Here is a 24,181-nt window from a genome sequence, read left to right as displayed (position 1 = left end):
TGACGGGGCAGGGCCCGGGCCGGTGACGGCTGGGGGAAAAGGGGAGGTGAGGGGCGTGCCGAGTCTGCGCAGCAGGGCGCTGTCGGCGGCGCTGATCGCGGCGGGACGGCGAAGACGGTTCGCGAGCGCCGAGGCGGTACGGACCCGGGTGGCCCATTCCGCCCGCCGGCCGGCGTCCCATCTGCCGCCGCGGTCGCTGGGGCGGGTCGCGGAGATCTCGCGGACGTTCGTCGGCGCCTGGCCCGTGTACGACGTCTCCCCGCGGGAGGCGGAGCCGATGGCGCAGGTGCTGTACGTGCACGGCGGCGGCTACGTCAACGAGCTGGTCCGCCCGCACTGGGCGATGATCCGGACGCTGGTCACGCGGGCCCGGGCGCGGGTGGTCGTACCGGCGTACATCCTCGCCCCGCGCGGGACCGCCGACCGGACAGTCCCGGTGGCCGCCGATCTGCTCAGCGGCCTGATCGCGAGCGGCGGCGCGGGCGGGACGGTGCTCATCGGGGACTCCGCCGGTGCCGGGCTGGCGCTGGCCGCGGCCCAGCGGCTGCGTGACCGGACCGGGGCGCAGCCCTCCCGGATCGTGCTGATCTCGCCGTGGCTCGACCTGACCATGAGCCATCCGGACCAGGCGGCGATCGAGGCCGGCGATCCGATGCTGGCCCGCTCGGGGCTGCGGGAGGCGGGAAGGCTGTACGCGGGGACCCTGGCCGCGGACGATCCCCGGGTGAGCCCGTTGCGCGGGTCCTTCGAGGGGCTGGCGCCGCTGACGGTGTTCACGGGGACGCGGGACCTGCTGACCACGGACAGCAGGGAGCTGGTGCGCCGGGCTCGCGCGGACGGGACGGAGGTGGAGTTCCACGAGGAGGCGGGGCTGCCGCACGGGTACCCGCTGCTGCCGGTGCCGGAGGGGCGGGCGGCGCGCGACCGGATCGTGCAGCTGACCCGGTCGGCGGGGCAGGGGTGACCGCGACCGGCCGACGCCACTTGCCGTCACTGCCTACGCCGTGCAGGTCATCAGCGAGCTGATCGGCCAGGCGCGGTACGCCGTCCAGTACGCCTCGTCGCGGACGGGGTCGGCGGGCGGGGTGCGGTTCGGCTGCCAGCCGACCGTGCTGAAGCCCGCCTCGACGGCCGCTTCGGCGAGGTCGGTGTGGGCCCACTCGTGGAACTCGAAGGGAACCGGCGGGTCGATCAGGAAGTGCGCCTTGAGCAGGGGCGCGTCTCCGGCGTGGATCCGGTCGAGGATGCGGACCCCGTACGGCGACCAGTCCACGCGGGGGAACGCCCCTGCGTTGGGCACGATGGCGAGGAGCCGTCCGCCGGGGCGCAGGCTGGCGCGGACGGACCGGAACATCGCGTGCAGCGAGGTGCGGTCGGGGGTGTGGTTGAAGGGGTAGACGGCTGTGGCGAGGTCGAAGGGCCCGAGGTCGGGGAGGCCGGCGGCGTCGGCGACGTGGTACTCGATGTCCGGCCGGTCCTGCGCCTCCTCGTGCTCGCGCGCCAGCTTGATCATCTCCTCGGAGACGTCCACGCCCACCGCCCGGCGGGCGCCGCCGCGGGCCAGCAGCCGGGTGTTGTAGCCGTATCCGCAGGCCAGGTCGAGGGTGTCCAGGCCGCGTACCCCGCCGAGCGCGTCGAGCGCACCGTGCAGGGTGTACATGTCGGCGGCCGAGAAGGCGGCCGTGGTCGTGGACTCCGCGTACCGCTCGCCGAGGATGTCGTACTGGAACCTCATGCTGTGCCTTCCGGGTCCGGCCGGGGGGTGGGGGTGCGACGCGTCCGTATCGTGCCCCGCGCCGCGTCCGGATCACGGCCCGTACGGTTGTACGTCCCCCGGACGAGGGAAGCGGTCGGCCTATCGCGGCTGCTCAGGGCCTGAGGCGCTCAGGACCCGGCGCGACCGGGACGGGACGGAGCGGCCGGCTCCGGGGTGCGGGCAGCACCGCCGAGGGCGCATCCTGGCGGTGTGACGGCGAGACCGGACAGTGACGGCCCCGCCCCTGACGCCACAGCCACAGCCGCGGCGACAGCCACGACTGCGGCCACGGCCTCCGTGCTCACGCGGGCGGCCGTCGACGCGGTGGCGGCGGTCGACGGGTACGCGGGCGGGGTCTACCTGCGCTCACGCACCGAGGGGCTGCTCCTGATGGCCGTGCTGGCGGGCCTTCCCGGGCGGCTGTTCCGGCCCTGGTCGCGGATGCACGTGAACCGCCCGTACCCGGTGGCCGAGGCGTACCGCTCGCGGCAGTCGGTGCACCTGCCGGACGCGGAGTCGTCGATGCGCCGGTTCCCGCAGCTGATGGCCGGGCTCCCCTTCCCGTTCGCCTCGCTGTACGAACCGGTGACGGCCGGGACGCAGCGGTTCGGCGTGCTGCTGGTGCTGCGCGAGGCGACCCCCGGGGTCCCGGTGAGCGCCTTGGACCGGGAGCGGCTGCGTGAGGCCGCGGACGGGCTGGGCCAGGAGCTCGCCGCGCTGGCGGCCGCGGGGGCGCCGGTGGTGTGGGAGGGCGATCCGCTGCTGGTGGACCCGCCCTCCGGCGGCGAGGACGCCCGGGAGGCCGCGGACCGGCTGCCGCAGGCGCTGCTCTCCGTCGACCGGCACGGCCGGATCCGCTTCCTCAACGCCGCCGCCGCGGACCTCATCGGCCTCGGCGAGGGCCGGCTGCGGGGCCAGGTGGTGTGGGAGGCGCTGCCCTGGCTCGGGCATCCCGCGTTCGAGGACCACTTCCGGGCCGTGTTCATGTCCACCGAGCCGGTGCACTTCTCCGCCCGGCGCGGCGGGGACCCGGCCGGGGACTGGATGTCGGTGGGGCTCTACCCGGGGCGCTCCGGAGTGACACTGACGATCGGGGCGGAGGAGCGGCCCTCCTACGCACCCTCGTCGGTGGCCCGGCCCGGCGCGGGTCTCGGCTCCCCCGCCGACCGGGCTTCCGCGCTCTACCGGCCGGTGGCCCTCGCCATCGCGCTGACCGAGGCGGTCACGGCCCGTCAGGTGTCGGCGGTGGTCACCGAGGAGCTGCTGCCGGCGTTCGGCGGCCGCCAGCTGGCGATCTACATGCTCGACGAGCGGCATCTGCACCTCGCCTGGGAGACCGGCTTCCCCAAGGGCTTCCTCGACGGGTTCGACGGGGTCGGGCTCGATGTGCGGCTGCCGGGTGTGGAGTGCCTGACCTCGGGGCGGCCACTGTTCTTCGAGTCGATGGAGCACCTGGCCGCCGCCTACCCGGGCATCCCGCTGGACGCCAGCGTCGGGGCCCGGGCCTTCCTGCCGCTGATCGCCTCGGGGCGGCCGGTCGGCTCGTGCATCCTCGGCTTCGACGTGCCGCGCGGCTTCAGCCCGGAGGAGCGCACGGTGCTGACCGCGCTGGCCGGGCTGATCGCGCAGGCGCTGGAGCGGGCACGGCGTTACGACAGCGAGGCGGCGCTCGCGCGCGGGCTCCAGGCGGCCCTGCTGCCGCGCCGGCTGCCGGTGCGCGAGCGCCTGGAGACGGTCGGCCGCTACCTCCCCGGAACACAGGGGATGGACGTCGGCGGCGACTGGTACGACGTGGTGGAGACGGGCTCCGGGCTGCTGGCCCTGGTCATCGGCGACGTGCAGGGCCACGGTGTGGCGGCCGCGGCGACGATGGGCCAGCTCCGCAGCGCGGTACGGGCCTTCGCGCTCAGCGGAAGCACCCCGCAGCGGGTGATGAGCGGGACCAACCAGTTGCTCATCGACCTGGATCCGGGCCAGTTCGCGAGCTGCTGCTACGTGTTGCTGGATCCGGCCTCGGGCTCCGCCACGGCCGTCCGCGCCGGGCACCCCCAGCCGTTGCTGCGTCATCCCGGCGGCCGGACGGAGGTGCTGGACCTGCCGGGCGGGGTGGTGCTCGGCATCGACCCGGAGGCCACGTATCCGGTCGCCGAGCTGCGGCTGGCGCGGGGCGCGGTGCTGGCCCTGTTCACGGACGGGCTGGTGGAGAAGCCGGGCACGGACATCGACGTGGGGATCGAGCGGCTCCGGCTGGCCCTGGCCGCGGCTCCGTCGGCCCCGCTGACCGAGACCGCCGACCTGCTGATCGGCGGGGCGGGCGACGCAGACCGGCCGGACGACATCGCCCTGCTGCTGGCGTCCCGGACGAACGGGCCGGACGCGCCCGGTGCGGCGCGGCGGAGGCCACGAGGGTGAAGGTGTGGCCTGACGGGTCAGACGGGTCCGACCCGTCAGGCGCGCTCGTCGGGCTTGGCCGGCGGCTCGCCCAGGGCCAGGGTGAGGGCGGTGTTCACCAGGCCGACGTGGCTGAACGCCTGGGGGAAGTTGCCGAGCTGGCGCCCGGCGATCGGGTCGTACTCCTCGGCGAGCAGTCCCACGTCGTTGCGTACGGCCAGCAACCGCTCGAAGAGGTCCTGGGCCTCCTTGCCCCGGCCCGTCAGGTGCAGGGCGTCCGCCAGCCAGAACGAGCAGGCCAGGAAGGCCCCTTCGTCACCGGGCAGCCCGTCGACGGCGGGGCCTTCGGTGCTGTAGCGGCGGACCAGGCCGCTGCGGCCGAGTTCCTCCCGTACCGCGTCGACCGTCCCGATGACGCGGGGGTCCTCCGGCGGCAGGAAGCCGACGCGGGGGATCAGCAGGGTCGCGGCGTCCAGTTCGCGGGAGCCGTAGTACTGGGTGAAGGTGTTGCGCTCGGCGTCGTAGCCCTTCTCGCACACGTCCCGGTGCACCTCGTCCCGCATGCCCCGCCAGCGCACCACGTCGCCGGGGATGGAGGGGTCGTTCTCAAGGGCCCGCACGGCCCGGTCCGCGGCGACCCACGCCATCACCTTGGAGTGCACGAAGTGGCGGCGCGGGCCGCGCACCTCCCACAGGCCCTCGTCGGGGCGGCGCCAGTTCTGCTCCAGGAAGTCGAGGAGGGCGAGCTGGATCTTCCAGGCGTGCTGCTCGGAGGCGAGGCCGGCGGACCTCGCCAGGTGCAGGGAGTCCAGGACCTCTCCGTACACGTCCAGCTGGAGCTGGTCGACGGCCGCGTTGCCCACCCGTACGGGGGCGGAGGAGGCGTAGCCGCGCAGCCAGGGCAGCTCGGCCTCGGGGATCCGCCGCTCGCCGGCGATCCCGTACATGATCTGGAGGTCGGCGGGGTCACCGGCGACGGCGCGCAGCAGCCAGGCGCGCCAGGCGCGGGCCTCGTCGAGGAAGCCGGTCGCGACGAGTGTGCCGAGGGTGAGGGTGGAGTCGCGCAGCCAGCAGTAGCGGTAGTCCCAGTTGCGGACGCCGCCGAGTTCCTCGGGAAGGGAGGTGGTGGCCGCGGCGACGATTCCGCCGGTCGGGGCGTACGTGAGGGCCTTGAGGGTGATCAGGGAGCGGGTCACCGCCTCCCGGTAGGGGCCTTCGTAGCGGCACTGCGCGGTCCATTCCCCCCAGTCGGCGATGCCCTGCTCCAGGGCTTCGTACGGGTCGATGGGCGCGGGGCGCGGCTCGTGCGAGGGGTGCCAGGTGAGGACGAAGGCCACGCGCTGCCCGGCGGCGACGGGGAACTGGGAGCGGGTGCTGTTGGCCTCGCCCCAGGTGCGGACGGGGGGTTCGCTGCGGAACCAGGCGGAGTCGGGTCCGGCGACGGCGACCCGGTCGCCGTCGCTGCGGCGCACCCAGGGGACGACGTGGCCGTAGTCGAAGCGCAGGCGCAGGGTGCTGAGCATCCTGACCCTGCCGCTGATTCCTTCGACGATGCGGATGACGTCGGGGGCGACTTCGCGCTGCGGCATGAAGTCGATGACCTTGACGGTGCCGGTGTCGGTCTCCCAGAGGGATTCCAGGATCAGCGTGCCGTCGACGTAGGTCCGGCGGGTGCACTGCTCGCCGTCGGCGGCGGCGAGGGGGGCGAGGCGCCAGTGGCCGTTCTCCTCGTCTCCGAGGAGCTTGGCGAAGCAGGCTCCCGAGTCGAAGCGCGGCAGGCACAGCCAGTCGATGGACCCGTCGCGGCCGACCAGCCCACTGGTCATCAGGTCGCCGATGAGTGCGTAGTCTTCGATGGGTTGTGTCATTTGTGCGCTCTTCCCCCGAATGCCCGGAGCCAATCAGCGCAGGCTCCGGGCACCCCGCACGCGGACTTCCTCGTCTAGACGAGGCGCCACTTCGGACTTACTCGTCTAGTTCTTGACGAGGAGGAGCGCTCCGCCGAGGGCCAGGCCGAGGGTGACGGCGAGGGCGCCGTGGGCCAGGCGGTGGCCGCGCAGCACGGGCAGGAAGCGGTCGAAGGCGTAGCGGCCGGGGCCGGTGAGGGCGAGGGCGGCGGCGCCGGCGGTCAGGAGCAGTTCGTACTCGATGCCCTTGGGGGCGAAGAAGGCCCCGGTGCCGTGGACGACGATCGCGTTGACGAGGGTGCCGACGAGGGCCGCGGCGGCGAGCGGGGTGAGCAGGCCGGCGGCGAGGGCGAGCCCGCCCAGGGTCTCGGTCAGACCGGCGAGGACGGCCATGGCGTCGCCGGCGGGGTAGCCGCTGGCGGTGAAGAACTGGCCGGTGCCGCTGATGCCGCCGCCGCCGAACCAGCCGAAGAGCTTCTGGGAGCCGTGGGCGGCCATGGTCAGGCCGAGGACGATGCGCAGGAGCAGCAGGCCGGCGTCGTACCCGGCGGTGGAGGGGGCGGCCGGGGCTGTAACTGCGGAGGCCTGCGGCTTCGTCGTGGTGACGGAGGGGCTGGTCATGGGGGGATCCTTCCGGTCGGGCGGCCCGGGGAAGCGGGGACAGCGTTGACTGGGTTGTTCAAATTCGAACCGCCGGACACCGACCATAACCATTGATTCAAATTGGAACAACCTGTGTAGGCTGGGGCCATGGCTGAAACGAGATGGCTGGACGACCGCGAGATGCGGGCCTGGAGCGGCTTCCTGGCCGCGTCGGCCCTGGTGAACCGCCGCCTCGACCAGCAGCTCAAGGACGACTCCGGGCTCTCGCACCCGCAGTACGAGATCCTCGTACGCCTCGCCGCGGCGCCCGGGCGCGAACTGCGCATGACCGAGCTCGCGAACGGGCTGATCAACTCCAAGAGCGGGCTGACCTACCAGATCACGCAGATGGAGAAGGCCGGGCTGGTCCGCCGCCGCAGCTGCCCCTCCGACGTGCGCGGGGTCTTCGCCGTCCTGACCGATGCGGGCAGCGCCCGGCTGGACGAGGCCGCGCCCGGGCACGTGGCGACGGTCCGGAAGGTCCTCGTGGACGTACTGACCCCCGAGCAGCTCGACGCGATCGCCGCCGGGCTGGGCGAGGTCAGCCGCCGCCTGCGCGAACAGGACAGCTGAACCGCCCACCGCCCTGGCGGCAGGGTCACCTCACTGACAGCAGCGTCACCGCACTGACAGCGGGGTCACCGCACTGACAGCGGGGTCACCGCACCGATATCGGGACCGGGAATCGGGGTATAAGGGCGGCATGGACGGAAAGGTCTGGCTCACGGTGGTCGCGCTCGTCGCGGTCGCGCTGGCGGTCGCCGCCGCCGTGCTGCTCGTACGGGTCCTCAAGGCGCGGCGACTGCTGCTCGACTCGGGGATCCCGCTGCGCGACAAGGCGCTCTTCTGGGCCGCGGTGATCTACACGGTCTCGCCCGTGGATCTGGTTCCGGACCCGGTGTACCTGGACGACATCGGCGTACTGCTGCTGGCCCTGCGGTCACTGCACGCGGCCGCGGCCGCGATCCGGCCGGCGAAGGAGCCCGGGGCCCTGTAGGCCGCGGGTCAGCGGTGCCGGCTTCAGAGCACGCCCCGGGGGCGGAACTGGATGCTGATGCGCGGGCCGACAGCCCTCGTCGACTTCGGTACGGCGTGCTCCATGGTCCGCTGGCAGGAGCCGCCCATGACGACGAGGTCGCCGTGCCCCAGGGGCAGCCGCAGCAGCGTGGGACCGCCCGCCCGGGAGCGGAAGGCGAGGTCGCGCGGGTCCCCGACCGAGACGATCGCGACCATGGTGTCCTCGGTGGAGGAGCGGCCGGTGCGGTCGCCGTGCCAGGCGACGCTGTCGCGGCCGTCGCGGTAGAGGCAGAGCCCGGCGGTGGTGAAGGGTTCGCCGAGCTCGGCGGCGTAGTGGCGGGTCAGCGCCTCGCGCGCCTCCACGAGAGAGGGGTGCGGCAGCTGCGCGCCCTCGCCGTAGAAGGCGAGGAGGCGGGGAACGTCGACCTCACGCTCGTACATCTGCCGCCGCTCGGCGCGCCAGGGCACCTCGGCCGCCAGCCGTTCGAACAGCGCGTCGGCGCCGAGGAGCCAGCCGGGCAGCCGGTCGACCCAGGCCCCGTCCCCGAGCTCGGTCCGCCGCACACCGGCGAGCGGACCGGGCCGGATCTCGTCGCCCTGGTCGAAGAGGGAGCCCTGGAGACCGTGGAGGCCATGGAGCGTGTGCATGGACCCAGCGTAACCCCACTCTCGAACACCTGCGCGAATTTGTGTGCGGCCGGGTCACCGCGCCGGAGACGGGGGCGCCTGCTGGGCCGGCGACGGGGACGTCGGCGAGGCCGTCGGCTCGGCCTTCGGCTGGACCGGCTTGTGCCCGGGGTACACGTGCCCGGGGGAAACGATGCGGGTGATCGCCTCGCCGAAGAGGGTGCTGGGCTCCTGACCCTCGTGCAGCACGTCGGTGTTGAGCAGGACGACCATGGTCGCCTGGGCCTCGGGCAGGTAGACGGTCAGCGTTTCGTATCCGGGCAGCGAGCCGTTGTGGCCGATCCAGCCCTGGACGTCGAAGATGCCCAGCCCGTACCCGGCACCCGGGATGCCGATCGAGGTGGTCTTCAGGCGCTCCGCCTGGGTCTCGGGCGTCAGCAGCGCGCCCGTCGCGAGGGTGCGCGCCCAGCTGCGCAGGTCCATCAGGTCGGAGATCATCGCCCCCGCGGACCAGGCCCAGGACGGGTTCCAGTCCGTCGCCTCCACGATCTCGCCCGAGGTGAGCTGGTCGGTGTAGCCCTGCGGATGGGGGGCCGGGAAGTACGCGTCGGTGGGGAAGAGCGTCTTGCGCAGCCCGGCCGGCTCCAGCACTTCCTGCCGGATGAACTCCCCGAGCGGCAGGCCGCCCACCTTCTCCACCACGAGTCCGACCAGGATCAGGTTGGTGTTGGAGTACTGGAACTCCGCACCCGGCGCGAACTCCACCGGATGCTTGAACGCGTAGTCCAGCAACTGCTGTGGCTTCATGGGACGTTCGGGGTCGGCGGCGAGCGCCTTGCCGAAGTCCTCGTCCTCGCTGTAGTTGAAGAGTCCGCTCCGCATTCCCGCCAGCTGGCGCAGGGTGATGCGGTCCCCGTTCGGAACGCCGTCGATGTACTTGCCGATGGGGTCGTCGAGGGCGACCTTGCCCTGGTCGACCAGTTCGAGGAGCGCGGTGACCGTGAACGTCTTGGTCTCGCTGCCGATCCGGATGTTGAAACCGGTCTGCATGGGAGCGCCCGTGGCCTTGTCGGCGACGCCGAAGGTCCTGACGTAACTCCCCTTGCCCGGGGCCCACAGCCCCACGACGACGCCCGGCACCCGGGCCTCGCGCAGGGTCTGCTGCACGGCGGCGTCCAGCTTCGCCGCGACGGCCGGGGTGAGTCGGAGGAACTCCGTCTCGCCGTCCGGGGAGGGCGAGGGGGATGCGGTGGCCGAGGGTCCAGGGGTGGGCGCACCGTACGCCGGGGCCGCTACTGCGGGGGCGACCAGCAGGCCCGCGGCGGCAGCGGCCGCCACACAGGTCCTGCGCAGCCGTGTGTGCGAACGACTCACAGCACGCCTCCTGTCCTGCCGTACGAGGAGCAAGGCGATGGCGGGACAACATCACCAGCCTAGACACGCCCCTCGCTCCGTCGCGCGGCGGAGCGCCCGCGGCCCCGCACGGACCGCCCCTGACTTCGCCTCACATGGCCTCACCCCGCCTCGCCTCGTCTCGTCTCGCCTCGTCTCGCCTCACGGGGCGATCGCGCGCAGTCTCCGCCGCAGCGCCGCTCGCATCCGTGCACAGTCGCGCACGGACGCACCTCTCGTGCTCCGGCCGCCTTAGGGTGTGCCCATGGGAACAGGCACGCACATGGCAGGTGCACAGGCTGCGCAGGAGCGGGGCGACCGGCTCGAGGTCGCCGCGTCCGTGCTGGCCCTGCTCGCGGACCGGACCCGGCTGGCGCTGATGGAACGGCTCGGCCGGGGCGAGGCCGATGTCACCACGCTCACCGAGGCGTGCGGCGCGGCCCGGCCTTCCGTCAGCCAGCACCTCGCCAAGCTCCGCCTGGCCGGGCTGGTCACCACCCGCAAGGACGGGCGCCGCGTCGTCTACTCCCTGCGGCACGGGCACCTGAGGCGCCTGGTGGACGAGGCGCTGAACGTCGCGGACCACCAGCTCGGCTCGCTCCCGCCGCACGACTAGGCGAGTCGGACTTACTCGCCTAGCCCCTCCCGGTTCATTTCGTTCGGACGCTCCCCCACACGTGCTCAGGTACGCACATGTTGTCTACGATGGTTCCACTGGTCTCAGTACTCCGCCGACCGGGACGGGTCCATGCTGTCCGTATTGCGCAACGGCACGTACCGCCGACTGTTCACTGCCCAGGTCATCGCCCTGGTGGGTACCGGGCTGGCCACCGTCGCCCTGAGCCTGCTCGCCCATGACATCGCGGGCGGCGACGCCTCCGCGGTCCTCGGTACCGCGCTGGCCATCAAGATGGCCGCCTACGTCGCCCTCTCCCCCGTGATCGCCGCCGCGGCGGACCGTGTGCCGCGCCGTGCCCTGCTGGTGACCGCGGACCTCCTCCGGGCCGGGGTCGCGGTGGTCCTGCCCTTCGTCGACCGGGTGGGGCAGGTCTACTTCCTGGTCTTCCTGCTCCAGGCGGCGTCGGCGGCATTCACGCCCGCCTTCCAGGCCGTCGTCCCCGAGGTCCTGCCCGACGAACGCGACTACACGCGGGCCCTGTCGATGAGCCGGCTCGCCTACGACCTGGAGAGCCTGTTCAGCCCGGCCCTGGCCGCGGCCCTGCTGACCCTGGTCTCCCACCGCTGGCTGTTCCTCGGTACGGCCGTCGGCTTCGCGGCCTCCGCGGCGCTCGTCGTCTCCGCCGCCCTCCCCCGGCGCGCGCCGCTCGCACGCGGCGGCCGGGTCCGGGCCGGGGCCGCCTCCGGCGCCCGGCTGTTCTGGGCCACCCCGCGGCTGCGGGCCCTGCTGGCCCTGGACCTCGCGGTGGCCGCCGCCGGGGCCCTCGTCCTCGTCACCACGGTCGGCCTGGTCCGCGACCACTTCGGCCGGCCCGCCGGCTCCGTCTCCCTCGCCCTCGGCGCGTACGGGGCGGGTTCCGTGATCGCCGCGCTGTGCCTTCCGCGTCTGCTGGGCCGCTTCAGCGACCGCGCGGTGATGCTCCCCGCCGCGCTCGCCCTGCCCGTCGTCCTGGCCGGCGTGGCCGCCGTCACGGCCGCCGCCCCGGGGTCCGGTCTCCGGTCGTGGTCCTGGTACGCGGTACTCGCGGCCTGGGCCGCGATCGGCGCCGCCAGCTCCGTAGTACTGACCCCCGGCGGCCGCGTCCTCCGCCGCTCGGCCGCCGACGCGGACCTGCCCGCCGCGTTCGCCGCGCGGTTCTCCCTCTCCCACGGCTGCTGGCTGCTCACCTACCCGCTCGCCGGGTGGCTCGCCGCGGGGGCGGGCCTTGCGGTGACCGCCGTCGTCCTCGGCGTCATCGCGCTGGCCTCCGCCACGGCCGCGGCCGTGATCTGGCCCGCCCGCGACCCGTCCCACCTCGAACACGCCCACCCGGACCTGCCGCGGGGCCACCCCCACCTCACGGACGCCCGCGCGGCCTCGCACGGCGGGCGGCACGGCCACCACTACGTCATCGACCGGTACCACCCGCGCTGGCCGAGCTGAGCGGTGTCCGAGACACGCTCGCTGGTGCTGTGTCAGGCGTCCCAGGACCTGGGGCGTGCCAGCGCCTCCCACTCGCCGCGGAGCAGCGACAGGACCGCTACGTCGAGCCGGCGTCCGCGGTGCAGACAGGCGGAGCGGCGTATGCCCTCCTGGACGAACCCGGCCCTGGCGAGGACGGTGAGCGCGGCCGTGTTGGTGGTGTGGGTGACTGCCTGGAGGCGCTGCATGGGCAGTTCACCGAAGGCGAAGTCCGTCAGCGCGTCGAGCGCGTCGGTGCCATGACTCCGGCCCCGGTAGCCGGGGTCCATCATCAGGAGGACCTCCGCCGTCCCGTCGACCATGTCCTGGTCGACCAGGGCGATGTGGCCGATCGGGGTGCCGTCGGGGAGCAGGACGAGGAAGTCGTCCCGGTCGTGATCGTCCCGGTCACGCTCCAGCCGTTCGCGGAGCGCCGAGAGCGAACGCGGCCAGAGGCCGATCTCGTGGGCGGCCACCGGGTCGGACCGCCAGCCGTGCATCAGCTCGGCGTCGTCGACGTCGAGCGGCGCGAAGGCGACTGCCCTCCCCCGCCAGCACGGCACCCTGCCCGTCGCCACGTCCGCGTCGGCCCCTGCGTCCGCGTCATCGCGCTCGCTGCCCATCTCGTTCTCGCTCACGGCCGGATGCTACGGGCCGACGGCCGGGGCGACCACCGAATTGCGCAGCAGCGACGGGTAGGCGGGCCGGGGGATTCAGCACGCTCCGCCGCGGCTGCGGGTTTCGTAGCGGGTGATGCGTTCCCGGAACCAGCCGATCAGCCAGAGGTGGCTGCGCACCGCGCCGACTCCGTAAGGTGCGGACTCGCCGTGCCGGGTCAGGCGGCAGCGCAGGATCAGGGGCGACTCGGTGTAGTTCGTGGTCGTGGTGAGCCAGGCGAACACGTCCTCGATCGGGGCGTCGATGACACGTTCGACCGGCGGTGCCCGGTGAGGGCGTCCTCAGTCATGGCCCACCCCCACCACGCGCGGGCGCTGGTACCCCGGCATCACAGGCGGCTCCTCTCTTCGGCTGCCCATCGAGACACGGCGCACCGGCGAACCGTGACGGCCCGCCGCTGTGATTCAGTTCACAGCGACGGAGCGGAAGGGAGTCGGGATACCTGGATACCGGGGTACTGGCGGGGTACCGGGCTACCGGCGCCCTGGCCTTGCTACTTCAGGCCGATCTCCTCGCACGCGGCCCTGACCCTGTCGGTGCAGATCTCGGCGACCGTGTAGACGCCGTCGTCGACCACCGTGGACTTGACGTTGGCCTTGGTCAGGGCGACGCCGGGGATGAGCACCGACGGCACGCCCTTGGTGGTCGGGCTGTCGACCATCTGGTTGATGATCCCGTCGATCTTCTCTCCCTGGGCGAGCGCCACGGCCATCTCCGCCGCGGCCGCGGCCTCGGGGGCGTACGGCTTGTAGACGGTCATGAACTGCTCGCCCGCGACGATCCGCTGCACACCGGCGAGTTCGGCGTCCTGGCCGGTGACCGGGGGGAGGGCCGTGACCCCGGCGGCCTTGAGGGCGGCGATGATGCCGCCCGCCATGCCGTCGTTGGCGGAGTAGACGCCGGCGATCTTGCCCTTGCCGAGCGCCGAGAGGGCGGCCGCCATGTTCGCGTTGGCGTTCTCCGGCTTCCACTCGACGGTGTCGTACTCCTTGCCGATGTTCACCTTGCCGTCGAGGACGAAGTGCGCGCCGGACTTGAAGAGCTTGGCGTTCGGGTCGGTGACCGAACCGTTCACCATGACGATCTGGCTGTCCTTGGCCTTGTCGCCCAGTGCCTCCAGGAGCGCCATGCCCTGGACCTTGCCGACGTCCTCGTTGTCGAAGGAGGTGTAGGCGTCGATCGGGCCCTCGGCGAGCCGGTCGTAGGCGACGACCGGAATACCGGCCTCCTTGGCCTTCTTGACCGCGCCGGCTATGGCCTTGGCGTCGACCGCGTCGATGATGAGGACGTTCACCTTCTTGGCGATCATTTCGTCGACCTGGGAATTCTGCAGGGCGGCGTCCTGCTTGGCATTGGCGTAGACCACTTCGCCCTTGCCGCGCGTGAGTTTGCCGACCTCCTTCTCGATCAGCGGCTTGTCGAACTTCTCGTAGCGTGCGGTCCCGTTCTCCGGCAGGAGCAGGCCGACTCTGACCGCGTCACGCCCGGCCGCTCCTCCGTCGGTGCCCTCCGCGCCGCCACAGGCGGCCAGCGAGAGGGTGACCGCGGAAGCGGCGACAGCAACGACCGCACGACCCAGATGTGTATTCACGATGTAAACCCCCCTGATGAGGCCGTGTCTTTGCGGCCGGATAGAGGGAGTCAACTCGGCGCCGCGAACATCGTCAAGAAGTGAATTCTTAATGAGATAGCAACGTTGTCATCGGCCCTCCATCCTTCTGGGTTCCAGTCTTCTATGCGCCTTTTCTGCCCTATTGGCTCGATGGAAGCAGTTCAACTTATGAAAAGAAGGAGGGGGGCGTCAGCGCCGATACGCGCCGCGGCCGTCAGCGGTACCGGTGCGCGGCCGGCTCATAGACTGACGGCGCGTCATCGAATGCGGCCAGAGGTCGGCAGCAGGGCCGCCAGGACCTGCTTTCAGGCGTCTGACCTGCGCGGACATTACTCAGAGAGTCACCTGTCACTCACCAGGAGATACCCATGAGGATGCTCATCAACAGTCCGGAGACGGTCGTCGCCGACGCCCTGCGGGGGATGGCGGCCGCCCACCCCGAGCTGGACGTCGACGTGCAGCGGCGGGTCGTCGTACGGCGGGACGCGCGGGACGGCGGACGGGTCGGGGTGGTTTCCGGGGGCGGGTCCGGGCACGAGCCGCTGCATGCCGGGTTCGTGGGGTACGGGATGCTGTCGGCCGCCTGCCCCGGGGAGGTGTTCACCTCGCCCGTGCCCGATCAGATGCTGCGGGCGGCCGGGGCCGTGGACTCCGGGCAGGGGGTGCTGTTCGTCGTCAAGAACTACACGGGGGACGTGCTCAACTTCGAGATGGCCGCCGAGCTCGCCGAGGAGGAGGGCCTGCGCATCGAACGGGTCCTGGTCGACGACGACGTCGCGGTGACCGACAGCCTGTACACGGCCGGGCGGCGCGGCACCGGGGCCACCCTGTTCGTGGAGAAGATCGCGGGGGCGGCCGCCGAGGAAGGGGCGCCCCTGGAACGGGTGGCGGCGATCGCCCGGCGCGTCGACGCGTCCTCGCGCAGCTTCGGCGTGGCGCTCAGTGCCTGCACCACGCCCGCGAAGGGCAGCCCCACCTTCGAACTGCCCGACGGCGAGCTGGAACTGGGGATCGGCATCCACGGCGAGCCGGGCCGGGAGCGGCGTCCCATGATGCCGGCGCGGGAGATCGCGGAGGTCGCGGTGGGGGCCGTGCTGGAGGAGCTGGCCGAGGTGGGTCCGGCCGACGGCCCGGTGCTCGCGCTCGTCAACGGGATGGGGGCGACGCCGCTGCTGGAGCTGTACGGGTTCCACGCGGAGGTCGCGCACCTGCTGGGTGCCCGCGGCGTGCCGGTGGCGCGGACGCTGGTGGGGAACTACGTCACCTCCCTCGACATGGCGGGCTGTTCGGTCACGCTGTGCCGCGTGGACGAGGAGTTGCTGCGGCTGTGGGACGCGCCCGTCCAGACGGCGGCGCTGCGCTGGGGACGCTAGTGCTGTGGCCGGGAAGGTTTGCCGGGTCGCGTCGTCCGGTGCGGTGCATCGCAAGGCGGAGGGCCGCGACCCGTACTGGACGTACCGGCGCGGTCCGACAACGCGGCGAGGTGCCGTGCCGGGCGGCGCGACCCGGCAAACCTTTACGGTCACAGCACTAGGCGATGCGAGGCAAGGCGAGGCAAGGAGATCCGGTGCGTGACACAGAGTTCTTCCGGCGCTGGATGACGGCCACTGCGGCCGCGGTCGAGCGCGAGGCGGACCATCTGACCGAGCTCGACTCCCCCATCGGGGACGCCGACCACGGGAGCAACCTGCTGCGCGGTTTCACGGCCGTACGGAAGGCCCTGGACGCGGAGGCGCCGCAGTCACCGGGCGCGGTGCTGCAACTGGCGGGGCGGACCCTGATCTCGACGGTCGGCGGGGCGTCGGGCCCGCTGTACGGAACGCTGCTGCGGCGCACCGGCAAGGAACTCGGTGACGCCGCCGAGGTGTCCGACGAGGAGCTGCGCAAGGCCCTGTACGCGGGGGTGGGGGCGGTGGCGCAGCTGGGCGGAGCGGCCCCGGGCGACAAGACGATGCTGGACGCGCTCGTACCGGGCGTGGGCGCGCTGAGCACCTCGTACCGGGCGGCCGGGGCGGCCGCGGACCAGGGCGCGCGGGCGACGGTGCCCCTGCGGGCACGCAAGGGCCGGGCCAGCTACCTGGGCGAGCGCAGCATCGGGCACCAGGATCCGGGAGCGACCTCGTCGGCGCTGCTGATGGGGGCGCTCGCGGATGCGGCGGATGCGGCGGATGCGGCCGACGGTGCGGACGCGGCGGACAGTGCGGACGCGGCGGACGCGGCGGACGCGGCGGACAGTGCGGACGCGGCGGACGGTGCCCTGTGACGGGGGCCGGCGTGGTCGGGATCGTCCTGGTGTCGCACAGCGCCGAGGTGGCGGAGTCGGTCGCGGCACTGGCGCGGGGCCTGGCGGCGGGCGGACCCGTGGCCCCGGTGACCGCGGCGGGCGGAACGGCCGACGGCGGCCTCGGCACGAGTGCGGAACGGATCGTGGCGGCCGCGCGGGAGGCGGACGGGGGCGCCGGGGTCGCGCTGCTGGCGGACCTCGGGAGCTCGGTGCTGACGGTGAAGGCGCTGCTGCTGGAGGACGAACTGCCGCCGGGGTCCCGCCTGGTCGACGCACCCTTCGTGGAGGGCGCGGTGGCGGCGGTGGTCGCCGCCTCCGCGGGAGCCCCGCTGGCCGCCGTGGAAGCGGCCGCGACCGAGGCGTACTCCTACCGCAAGGGCTAGGCCGGGTCCGCCAGGACCGTAGCCGGACCCCCTCCCCGGCCGGCGCAGTGGGGGCGGGGAGGGGGGGTCGGGGTCAGCGGCCGCGGAGGGATTCGATCTCGCGGCGTTCGCGCTTGGTCGGCCGGCCCGCGCCGCGGTCGCGGGTGCCGACCACGGCGGCCTCCACGGGGGTCGGCGGCGGCGGGCTCTTGTCGATCAGGCACTCCGCGGCGACCGGGGCGCCCACCCGCTTGGACACGGGCCGCCGGACCACCACGATCCGCTCGCGCCCCGCGTGGAAGAGCCGTACCTCGTCACCCGCGCGGACGGCCTGCGCCGGCTTGGCGCGTTCCCCGTTGACCTTCACATGGCCCGCCCGGCAGGCGGTCGCCGCGGTCGAGCGGGTCTTCGTCAGGCGCACGGACCAGATCCACGCGTCCACCCGGACCGTGCCTGCATCCGCTCCCGCGCCCGTTCCCGTTACCTCATCAGCCATGCTCCGACTTTAGCGAGGCGGACCGGTGAGAACGGAATGACTTTTGGCAGATGCGACAACGTGCTTAGCACCTGCCATGCAGATCATCCCAAGAGAATTGCAAATGCGGGACAGCTACCCCTACCTTGTCGCACATGCAGTCCTACACCATCGGACAGGCGGCTCGCCTGCTGGGCGTCAGCCCGGACACCGCGCGCCGCTGGGCCGACGCCGGCCGGGTCGTGACCCATCGCGACGAAGCCGGCCGACGCCTGATCAACGGCCGTGACCTGGCCACGTTCTCCATCGAGGTGGGCCAGGGCGCCCACAGCGAGGACGGAGAGCCCTACACCTCGGCACGCAACGCCTTCCCCGGCATCGTCACGGCCGTCACGCTCGGCGACGTGGCCGCTCAGGTCGAGATCCAGGCGGGTCCCCACCGGCTGGTCTCCCTGCTGACGCGTGAGGCCGTCGAGGAGCTCGGGCTGGAGGTCGGCATGCAGGCCACCGCCCGCGTGAAGTCCACCAGCGTGCACATCGACCGCACCTGAGGCAGGACGGCCCGACCCGCCGTCCCCGCTTCGCCGCCCGCACCGTCCCTCGTACGTGCGGGCGCGGTCCCCACGCCACCCGCTCAGCACCACCGAACGTCCCCACCCGCTCCGCCCGTCACCGGCGCGGGTCACCACCGCGCGAACCGGCACCCGGCCGGCCGCCGACCCGACCGAGGAGCACTCCGCTCATGTCCGCGACCATGAACCGCCGCCGTGCCGCTGCCGCCGTTCTGACCACTGCCCTGTTCCTGCCGCTGACCGCGTGCGGCAACGGCGACGACAAGAAGCCCGCCGCCGACTCCTCCGCGAGCGCCCCGAACCCGGCCTCCGCCGAGCCCAAGGCCGCGAACCTGACCGTCCTCGCCGCGTCCTCCCTCACCGACGTCTTCAAGACCGCGGGTGCCGCGTACGAGAAGGCCCACCCGGGGACGAAGGTCACCTTCTCCTTCGCCGGCTCGCAGGAGCTCGCCGCGCAGGTCAAGCAGGGTGCGCCGGCCGACGCGCTGGTCACCGCCGACACCAAGACGATGGACGGGCTGAAGGCCGAGACCGGCGAGGCCAAGATCATCGCCAAGAACCGCCTGGTCATCGCGGCCGGCAAGGGCAACCCGTTCAAGATCGACGAGCTCAAGGACCTCGCCGACACCAAGGTCAAGGTCGTGCTCGCCGCGCCCGAGGTCCCCGTCGGCCGGTACAGCAAGGAGATCCTGGACAAGCAGGGCGTCACGGTGAAGCCCGTCTCCCAGGAGCCGAACGTACGCGCCGTGCTGAGCAAGGTCGAGCTGGGCGAGGCCGACGCGGGCCTCGTCTACAAGACCGACTCCGCCAAGTCCGGCGACAAGGTCGTCGCCGTCGAGATCCCGGACGAGCAGAACGCGGTGGCCTCCTACCCGGCCGCCACGCTGAAGCAGTCCAAGAACGCCGACGCCGCCGCCGCGTTCGTGGCCTGGCTGAGCACCCCGGAGGCGCAGAAGATCCTCCAGGACGCGGGCTTCCAGCAGGCCTGACGTTCCGCACTCCGAGGGGGCTGCCCGGTCCGGGGGGACGGGCAGCCCCCTCGGCCGTCCCGTCACCGTCCCGGCCGTCCCGGCCGTCTCGTCACCGTCCCGCCCCGGCAGCGACCTCCACCGCCGTACGCTGCTCCCCGCCGCCGTAACCTCCCCGCCAGGAACCCCTCATGAGCAGACACCGCACCCGCACCCGCACCCGGCTCCCCGTGACCCTCGCGCTCCCCGCGCTGCTCGCCGTCGCGTTCCTGCTGCTGCCCCTGATCGGCATCCTCGTCCGCACCCAGTGGAGCGAGCTCGGCACCCATCTCAGCAGTCCGGGGGTGGTCGAGGCGCTGCAGCTCTCGCTGGTGGTGTCGCTGTGGGCCCTCGGTCTCTCGCTGCTCCTCGGCGTGCCGCTCGCCTGGCTGCTGGCCCGCGTGGAGTTCAAGGGCAAGGCCCTGGTGCGCTCGCTCGTCCTGCTCCCGATGGTGCTGCCGCCGACCGTCGGCGGCGTGGCCCTGCTGCTCGGCTTCGGCCGGCGCGGGCTGCTCGGGCCATGGCTGGAGGACACCTTCGGCATCACCCTGCCCTTCCACACGTCGGGCGCCGTCCTCGCGGCCACCTTCGTCGCCATGCCCTTCCTCGTCATCAGCCTGGAGGGCGCCCTCGGCGGCCTCAGGCAGAGCTACGAGGAGACCGCCGCCTCCCTCGGCGCCCCGCCGGTGCGGGTGTTCTTCACGGTGACCCTGCCGATGGTGGCGCCGGGGCTGATCGCCGGCGCCGCGCTCACCTGGGCCCGCGCGCTCGGTGAGTTCGGCGCGACCATCACCTTCGCCGGGAACCTGCCCGGCACCACCCAGACCCTGCCGCTCCAGGTGTACCTGCTGCTCCAGGACCAGCCCGAGGCCGCCACGTCCGTCTCCCTGCTGCTCCTCGCCATCGCCATGGGCGTACTGATCGCCCTGCGCGGCCGCTGGACGGGTACGCCGGTCGACCGCAGGGCCGTGGGGGCGCCCCCGGCTGCCGAGGACCCGGCCGCGCACCACCCCGCCACCGCCACCGCTCCGGCCCCGGCCCTGCCCGCGGCCCCGGCCACGACCGGTACCGGGACCGGCCACGCGCTGCCGGACGGCGGCCACTGGCCCCTGCACGCCACCGTCACCGGCTTCAACCAGCTCACCCTCGACGCCGAACCCGGCACCACCATCGCCGTCGTCGGCGAGAACGGCGCGGGCAAGACCACCCTGCTGCGCGCCCTGCTCGGCCTGACCCCGCGCGCCCACGCCGAACTCCGGCTCGGCGACACCGACGTCACCGCGCTGCCCCCGCACAAGCGCCAGGTGGCCTGGGTCCCGCAGGACGGGGCCCTGTTCCCGCACCTGACCGCCGAGGCCAACACCGCGTACGGGCTGCGCGCCCGCCGGGTGCCGCGCGCCGAGGCCCGCCACGAGGCCCGTGCGTGGCTGGACCGGCTCGGCGTCGGCCACCTCGCCCACCGCAAGCCCGCCCAGCTCTCCGGCGGCCAGGCCCAGCGGGTGGCCCTGGCCCGCGCCCTGGCAGCCCGGCCCCGGCTGCTGCTGCTGGACGAACCCCTCGCCGCCCTCGACCAGACCACGCGGGCGCGCGTCCGGCACACCCTGCGCGCGCACCTGGCCGGCTTCGGCGGGGTCTGCCTCATCGTCACCCACGATCCGGTCGAGGCGGTGTCGCTGGCCGACCGGGTCCTCGTACTCGCCGACGGGCGCACCCTCCAGGACGCGCCGCCCTCCGAGGTGACCCGGCACCCCCGCTCCCCGTGGGTGGCCCGGATGCTGGGCCGCAACGCCTGGCCCGGCACCGCATCGGCGGACGGCCTCGCCCTGGCCGGCGGGGGCCGGCTGGTGGTCGCCGAGGCCCTGCCCGAGGGGGCCGAGGCGCTCGCGATCATCGCCCCGGAGGCGGTGTCCGTGCACCGCAGGCGCCCGGACGGCAGTCCCCGCAACGTGTGGCCGGGCGCCGTACGGGAGATCACCGCGGTCGGCAGCCGGCTGCGCGTGCTGGTGGCGTCCGCCGAGACGCCCGACCTGGTCGCGGAGATCACTCCGGAGGCGGCGGCCGAACTGGGCATCGTCGACGGCGCCGAGGTGTGGACCAGCGTGAAGGCCACCGAGGTCACGCTCGTGCGCCTCTAGTGCCACAGCACTAGACGAGCAGGTCCGAAGGAGCGTCGTCCGGCTGGGACCGAGGCTTTCAGGGTTTCCCGCGTACTGCTCCCGTGCGGTCGAGGGCGGTCACCGCGGGTGTACGGAGAGCCAGTCGCAGCCCGGTGGGGGGAAGGGGTCCGCCCCGACCAGGGTGTGGCCGGTGGGGCCGGTGTCGAGGGTGAGGACTCCCTCGGACCGTGCGGCGGCGAAGCGCGGAGCCCCGACGGTGATCACGGCGGCCCGTTTGCCGGTGGTGCGGCGGAACTCCGCGAGGGAGCGGGCCAGGAGCGCGGCTTCGCCGCGGTCCACGGTGCCCGGCGCGTACCGCTGTACGACGGCCAGTGCGCCCGTGCCCGGCTCGCGGGTGGCGGCCGCCAGGGCCTCGCGCAGGGCCCGCAGCCGGGCCAGTCCGCCCCCGGCCAGGGTGCGCCGGGCGGTGTCCAGCGGGAGGAACCGTACGCCCCGGTGCACGAACGGCTGCGGCTCGGCCCCGGTCAGCACGAGGTCGGCTCCGTCGGCCTCAGGGAGTGTCGTCGAAGTGGCGTCGGCCGCCCGTAGGGCGGTGCTGTCGGGGTCTGGTGCGTGCGATCGCAAGGCGGAGGAGGGAGTCGATGCGGAGCATCGGCGACCGACGACAACGCGGCGAGCGTGCGCACCAGACCCCGACAGCCAGACGCCACTTCGACGACACGACCCAGGGCCTGTCTTCCGGGTCGGGCCGGGCCCGTGGAGTCCGGTGCCGCGCCTCGCTGCGGAGACGGCGAACCGCCAGGGCCGGGCCCGGACTTCGGCGGCGGTGGCCACGATCGGGTCGGTGCGGGCCCGTTCGGGGGCGGCCGGCCCGGTGCGCGGGGTCGGGGCTGCCAGGGTGTCCAGGCGCAGCCGCCCCGGGCGGCTCCCCCGGGTCGCGGTGAGCCGGGTCACGGCGAGGGGGTGCTCGGCCGTGGCGGGCAGTGGGAGGGTGATCTCCCGCCAGCCGGTCCAGTCCACGGCGGGCCCGTACACGGTGAGGGCGGTCCCGTCGGCATCGGCCAACTCCACGGCGGGCCGGGCGCCCGAGCCGTCCCCGGCCACCCGGAGCGTCACCGACCGGGCCAGTTCCGGTACGGGGAGCGGACGCGGCGGGGTCGCGGCCGCCGGGGTGCCGCCGACGTCCAGGGCGATCCCGCGGCCGGGGTTCCCCTCGGCCGGGGCGGCGCCCGGCCCGGTCCAGGCGGCGGCGTCCTCCAGGTCGGCGAGCGGAAGGGTCACCAGGCCGACTCCGAGGGCCAGTTCGGCGGTGGCCCCGGTGGCGGGGACGGTGGCCCGCAGCCGTCCGGTGGCGTGCGGGACGAGAGCGGTGACGGTGAGGCCGCCGCGGCCGTCAGCGGTGACCTTCCACTGCGACCGGTCGAAGTCCAGGGTGACGTCGCGGGGTTCGACGGGAGCGGCCGCGCCCTGGGCGTCGTACCCGGTCAGGGCGAATCGCGCGCTCTCCCCCGCCCTCGCGAGCCCGATGCGGGCCGGTACGGGCCGAAGGCGCGCCAGCGGGCCGAGCACGTCCAGGCGGAGCGTGCCGTGGGCGGTCCCGCGCCGGGCCTCCACCGTCGCTTCGCCGGTGCGTGGCGCGCGGAAGACCCCGTCGGAGCGGATCCGGCCGGCGGTGGCCGACCACCGCGGTGTGCCCGGGGCGGGGCCGAGTGCCTCGTCGTGGCCGGTGGCCGTGAGGCTGCGGGTCAGGCCGGGGAAGAGCCGCGTGGCGGCCGGGGCGCCGGCCGGGCCGCCGCCGAGGGCCTCCACCCGGAAGCCGGTGGTCCGGCCGGAGCCCGCCGGAGCGGTGAGGACGAGGCCGTTGGCGACCGCGCGGAGCTGCCCCTCCGCAGGGGCGTTCTCCAGGGCCAGGGTGTTCGTCCCGGGCAGCCCGGCGAGCAGGGTCGAGGAGCTGCCGCCGTCGAGGTTCAGGGCCTCGTACGCGCCGAGCCGGCGCAGCATGCGGCCGAGGCCCGTGAGGGTGAGCCCACCGCTGTCGCGCTGCCGGCCGTCGACCGTCAGGAGGTGCAACCGCCGTCCGTCGCGCGAGAATCCGACGGCGGTGCGCGGGGCGGCGATGTTGTTCGTCCTGCCGTCGTGGTTCCGCGCGACGCCGGCCACGACGAGGAGTTCCCGTCCGCCGACGGCCGCGAGGGGCACGGGCCCGGTCGCGGGGGCGGCCCTCGCGTCGACGGCCACCGCGTCTCCCGGGCGCAGGGCCGCGAGTTCGGCCGCCGCCGCGCCGCGGGCGGCCAGCAGGGTGGTGCCGGGTGCGGGGCGCTCGCGGCGCTCGGGGCGGCGTACGGTCCGCTGCGCGGCGGCCGGCACCGCCGACCGGTCCGGCATGGCCACAGCGGCGGCCTCCCCGTCCCGCACCTCCACGGCGACGACCTTGCCGTCCCGTAGCTCCACGGCCGCGCCCGGGCCGGTGTCCGGGATCCCGATCGCGTTCCCCGCCCAGTCGGCGGTGTACGCGGCGAAGCCCTCGGCGGGCGGCCGGGCCGCGTTGTACCCGGCCAGCGGGCGCACCGCGCCACCGGGCAGGGTGACGCTCCCGGCGAGTCCGATGCGCAGGACCCGGCCGGTCCCGTCGGCGTCGAAGGCGGCGGCCCGGCCTCCGGGCGCCGGGGCGTGCAGCAGCCGTCCCGCACCCAGGCCCGGGCCGAGGGGCGCGCCCGTGCCCAGCATGTCGAAGAAGTCCCCGTTCACGGCGGCGACCACGCGCCGGCCCGGGCCGGCCGGGTGGCGGGCCGCGGCCTCCGCGACGGTGACGGTGCCCTTGCCGCCGAGGTACTCGGCCCGTACGCCGGTGCTCCCGCCGAGGTCGGCGACGAGCTCGTCGATCCGCAGCCGGCGGTCGGCCTCCAGCCGGTCGTACGACTCCAGCCGGATCCCGGGCGCGATCTGCCGGGTGGTCCGGGCGGTCTCGATGCCCTCGTCCTGCGCGTCGGCTCGTGCGGCGTGTGCGGCGTGTGCGGCGTGTGCGGCGTGTGCGGCGTGTGCGGCGTGTGCCGGAACGCTGAGGACCACGGCGAGCAGGACGGGCAGCAGCGGGCGGAGGGTCGGCACCTGGGCAGGATGGGGCATACGGCGCGGGCGCGGGGGCAGCGACCCGGCCGGACCTGGGGTTCAGCCGTTCGGCCGCCCGTGGAATCGCTTGGACCCGGCCGTTGGGCTGACATAT

The 24,181-nt window shown here is 73.9% G+C and carries 22 protein-coding genes; 12 read left to right on the top strand and 10 right to left on the bottom strand.

The features are described 5' to 3' along the window. Positions 1–55 precede the first annotated feature (55 nt). The gene (locus OG447_RS21580; protein WP_266938486.1) at positions 56–964 is read left to right on the top strand and encodes an alpha/beta hydrolase fold domain-containing protein; all 909 of its coding nucleotides are present in this window, start codon (positions 56–58) and stop codon (positions 962–964) included. A gap of 33 nt (positions 965–997) precedes the next feature. Here the strand turns inward: OG447_RS21580 and OG447_RS21575 are convergent, their stop codons facing one another. Continuing rightward, positions 998–1,735: a class I SAM-dependent methyltransferase gene (locus tag OG447_RS21575; protein WP_266938485.1), complete on the bottom strand. Its 738-nt coding sequence runs from the start codon at positions 1,733–1,735 to the stop codon at positions 998–1,000. Positions 1,736–2,053: 318 nt separating this feature from the next. Between OG447_RS21575 and OG447_RS21570 the strand changes: the two genes are divergently transcribed. Then, positions 2,054–4,168, top strand: coding sequence for a SpoIIE family protein phosphatase (locus tag OG447_RS21570; protein ID WP_266938971.1), 2,115 nt, complete (start codon positions 2,054–2,056; stop codon positions 4,166–4,168). Between the two features lie 35 nt (positions 4,169–4,203). On the opposite strand, the gene OG447_RS21565 is transcribed toward OG447_RS21570, so the two are convergent. Further along, the gene (locus OG447_RS21565; RefSeq protein WP_266938484.1) at positions 4,204–6,015 is read right to left on the bottom strand and encodes a glycoside hydrolase family 15 protein; all 1,812 of its coding nucleotides are present in this window, start codon (positions 6,013–6,015) and stop codon (positions 4,204–4,206) included. 105 nt (positions 6,016–6,120) lie between these two features. Next, the gene (locus OG447_RS21560) at positions 6,121–6,675 is read right to left on the bottom strand and encodes a DoxX family membrane protein (protein WP_266938483.1); all 555 of its coding nucleotides are present in this window, start codon (positions 6,673–6,675) and stop codon (positions 6,121–6,123) included. A gap of 129 nt (positions 6,676–6,804) precedes the next feature. Here OG447_RS21560 and OG447_RS21555 point away from each other — a divergent pair, with 129 nt between their 5' ends. Both OG447_RS21555 and OG447_RS21550 read left to right on the top strand, forming a co-directional pair. Further along, positions 6,805–7,269: a MarR family winged helix-turn-helix transcriptional regulator gene (locus tag OG447_RS21555; RefSeq protein ID WP_266938482.1), complete on the top strand. Its 465-nt coding sequence runs from the start codon at positions 6,805–6,807 to the stop codon at positions 7,267–7,269. A gap of 130 nt (positions 7,270–7,399) precedes the next feature. Then, positions 7,400–7,693, top strand: coding sequence for a YkvA family protein (locus tag OG447_RS21550; RefSeq protein ID WP_266938481.1), 294 nt, complete (start codon positions 7,400–7,402; stop codon positions 7,691–7,693). Positions 7,694–7,716: 23 nt separating this feature from the next. On the opposite strand, the gene OG447_RS21545 is transcribed toward OG447_RS21550, so the two are convergent. Continuing rightward, complete coding sequence (locus OG447_RS21545) at positions 7,717–8,361, bottom strand: alpha-ketoglutarate-dependent dioxygenase AlkB (protein ID WP_266938480.1); 645 nt, start codon at positions 8,359–8,361, stop codon at positions 7,717–7,719. Between the two features lie 54 nt (positions 8,362–8,415). Further along, positions 8,416–9,714 carry a serine hydrolase gene (locus OG447_RS21540; RefSeq protein ID WP_266938479.1) on the bottom strand — a complete coding sequence of 433 codons (1,299 nt, stop codon included), beginning with the start codon at positions 9,712–9,714 and terminating at the stop codon, positions 8,416–8,418. A 283-nt stretch (positions 9,715–9,997) separates the two neighbouring features. Here OG447_RS21540 and OG447_RS21535 point away from each other — a divergent pair, with 283 nt between their 5' ends. Both OG447_RS21535 and OG447_RS21530 read left to right on the top strand, forming a co-directional pair. Further along, complete coding sequence (locus OG447_RS21535; RefSeq protein WP_266938478.1) at positions 9,998–10,348, top strand: metalloregulator ArsR/SmtB family transcription factor; 351 nt, start codon at positions 9,998–10,000, stop codon at positions 10,346–10,348. A 132-nt stretch (positions 10,349–10,480) separates the two neighbouring features. Then, positions 10,481–11,833, top strand: coding sequence for an MFS transporter (locus tag OG447_RS21530; protein WP_266938477.1), 1,353 nt, complete (start codon positions 10,481–10,483; stop codon positions 11,831–11,833). Positions 11,834–11,865: 32 nt separating this feature from the next. On the opposite strand, the gene OG447_RS21525 is transcribed toward OG447_RS21530, so the two are convergent. From OG447_RS21525 to OG447_RS21515, 3 genes are all read right to left on the bottom strand, one after another. After that, positions 11,866–12,489: a GNAT family protein gene (locus tag OG447_RS21525; protein ID WP_323181808.1), complete on the bottom strand. Its 624-nt coding sequence runs from the start codon at positions 12,487–12,489 to the stop codon at positions 11,866–11,868. Between the two features lie 75 nt (positions 12,490–12,564). Then, positions 12,565–12,753, bottom strand: coding sequence for a hypothetical protein (locus tag OG447_RS21520; RefSeq protein ID WP_266938476.1), 189 nt, complete (start codon positions 12,751–12,753; stop codon positions 12,565–12,567). 269 nt (positions 12,754–13,022) lie between these two features. Then, entirely contained in the window at positions 13,023–14,120 is a 1,098-nt protein-coding gene (locus OG447_RS21515; protein WP_266938475.1) for a sugar ABC transporter substrate-binding protein, read from the bottom strand. Between the two features lie 389 nt (positions 14,121–14,509). Here OG447_RS21515 and dhaK point away from each other — a divergent pair, with 389 nt between their 5' ends. The 3 genes from dhaK to OG447_RS21500 all read left to right on the top strand — a co-directional run bounded on the left by dhaK (position 14,510) and on the right by OG447_RS21500 (position 16,808). Then, on the top strand, positions 14,510–15,514 hold the full coding sequence (gene dhaK / locus OG447_RS21510; protein ID WP_266938474.1) for a dihydroxyacetone kinase subunit DhaK: 1,005 nt from the start codon (positions 14,510–14,512) through the stop codon (positions 15,512–15,514). A gap of 194 nt (positions 15,515–15,708) precedes the next feature. Then, positions 15,709–16,404 (top strand): dihydroxyacetone kinase subunit DhaL, encoded by a 696-nt coding sequence (dhaL, locus tag OG447_RS21505; protein WP_266938473.1) that lies wholly within the window; start codon positions 15,709–15,711, stop codon positions 16,402–16,404. Continuing rightward, the gene (locus OG447_RS21500) at positions 16,401–16,808 is read left to right on the top strand and encodes a PTS-dependent dihydroxyacetone kinase phosphotransferase subunit DhaM (RefSeq protein ID WP_266938472.1); all 408 of its coding nucleotides are present in this window, start codon (positions 16,401–16,403) and stop codon (positions 16,806–16,808) included. Before dhaL ends, OG447_RS21500 begins: the two co-directional genes overlap by 4 nt. 73 nt (positions 16,809–16,881) lie before the next feature. Here the strand turns inward: OG447_RS21500 and OG447_RS21495 are convergent, their stop codons facing one another. Next, positions 16,882–17,283, bottom strand: a complete 402-nt coding sequence (locus OG447_RS21495) for an RNA-binding S4 domain-containing protein (RefSeq protein ID WP_266938471.1) — start codon at positions 17,281–17,283, stop codon at positions 16,882–16,884. Positions 17,284–17,417: 134 nt separating this feature from the next. Between OG447_RS21495 and OG447_RS21490 the strand changes: the two genes are divergently transcribed. The 3 genes from OG447_RS21490 to OG447_RS21480 all read left to right on the top strand — a co-directional run bounded on the left by OG447_RS21490 (position 17,418) and on the right by OG447_RS21480 (position 20,976). Continuing rightward, positions 17,418–17,813, top strand: a complete 396-nt coding sequence (locus tag OG447_RS21490; protein ID WP_266938470.1) for a molybdopterin-binding protein — start codon at positions 17,418–17,420, stop codon at positions 17,811–17,813. A gap of 191 nt (positions 17,814–18,004) precedes the next feature. Then, entirely contained in the window at positions 18,005–18,823 is an 819-nt protein-coding gene (modA, locus tag OG447_RS21485; RefSeq protein WP_266938469.1) for a molybdate ABC transporter substrate-binding protein, read from the top strand. A gap of 170 nt (positions 18,824–18,993) precedes the next feature. Continuing rightward, the gene (locus OG447_RS21480; RefSeq protein WP_266938468.1) at positions 18,994–20,976 is read left to right on the top strand and encodes an ABC transporter permease; all 1,983 of its coding nucleotides are present in this window, start codon (positions 18,994–18,996) and stop codon (positions 20,974–20,976) included. Between the two features lie 99 nt (positions 20,977–21,075). Here OG447_RS21480 and OG447_RS21475 read toward each other — a convergent pair whose 3' ends face one another. After that, the gene (locus OG447_RS21475) at positions 21,076–24,066 is read right to left on the bottom strand and encodes a phosphodiester glycosidase family protein (RefSeq protein ID WP_266938467.1); all 2,991 of its coding nucleotides are present in this window, start codon (positions 24,064–24,066) and stop codon (positions 21,076–21,078) included. Between the last annotated feature and the right edge of the window lie 115 nt (positions 24,067–24,181).

The organism is Streptomyces sp. NBC_01408 (assembly GCF_026340255.1).
Lineage (GTDB): Bacteria > Actinomycetota > Actinomycetes > Streptomycetales > Streptomycetaceae > Streptomyces.
Note: the sequence above shows the minus strand (reverse complement) of the source record. Positions and strands in the feature narration are given on the sequence as shown.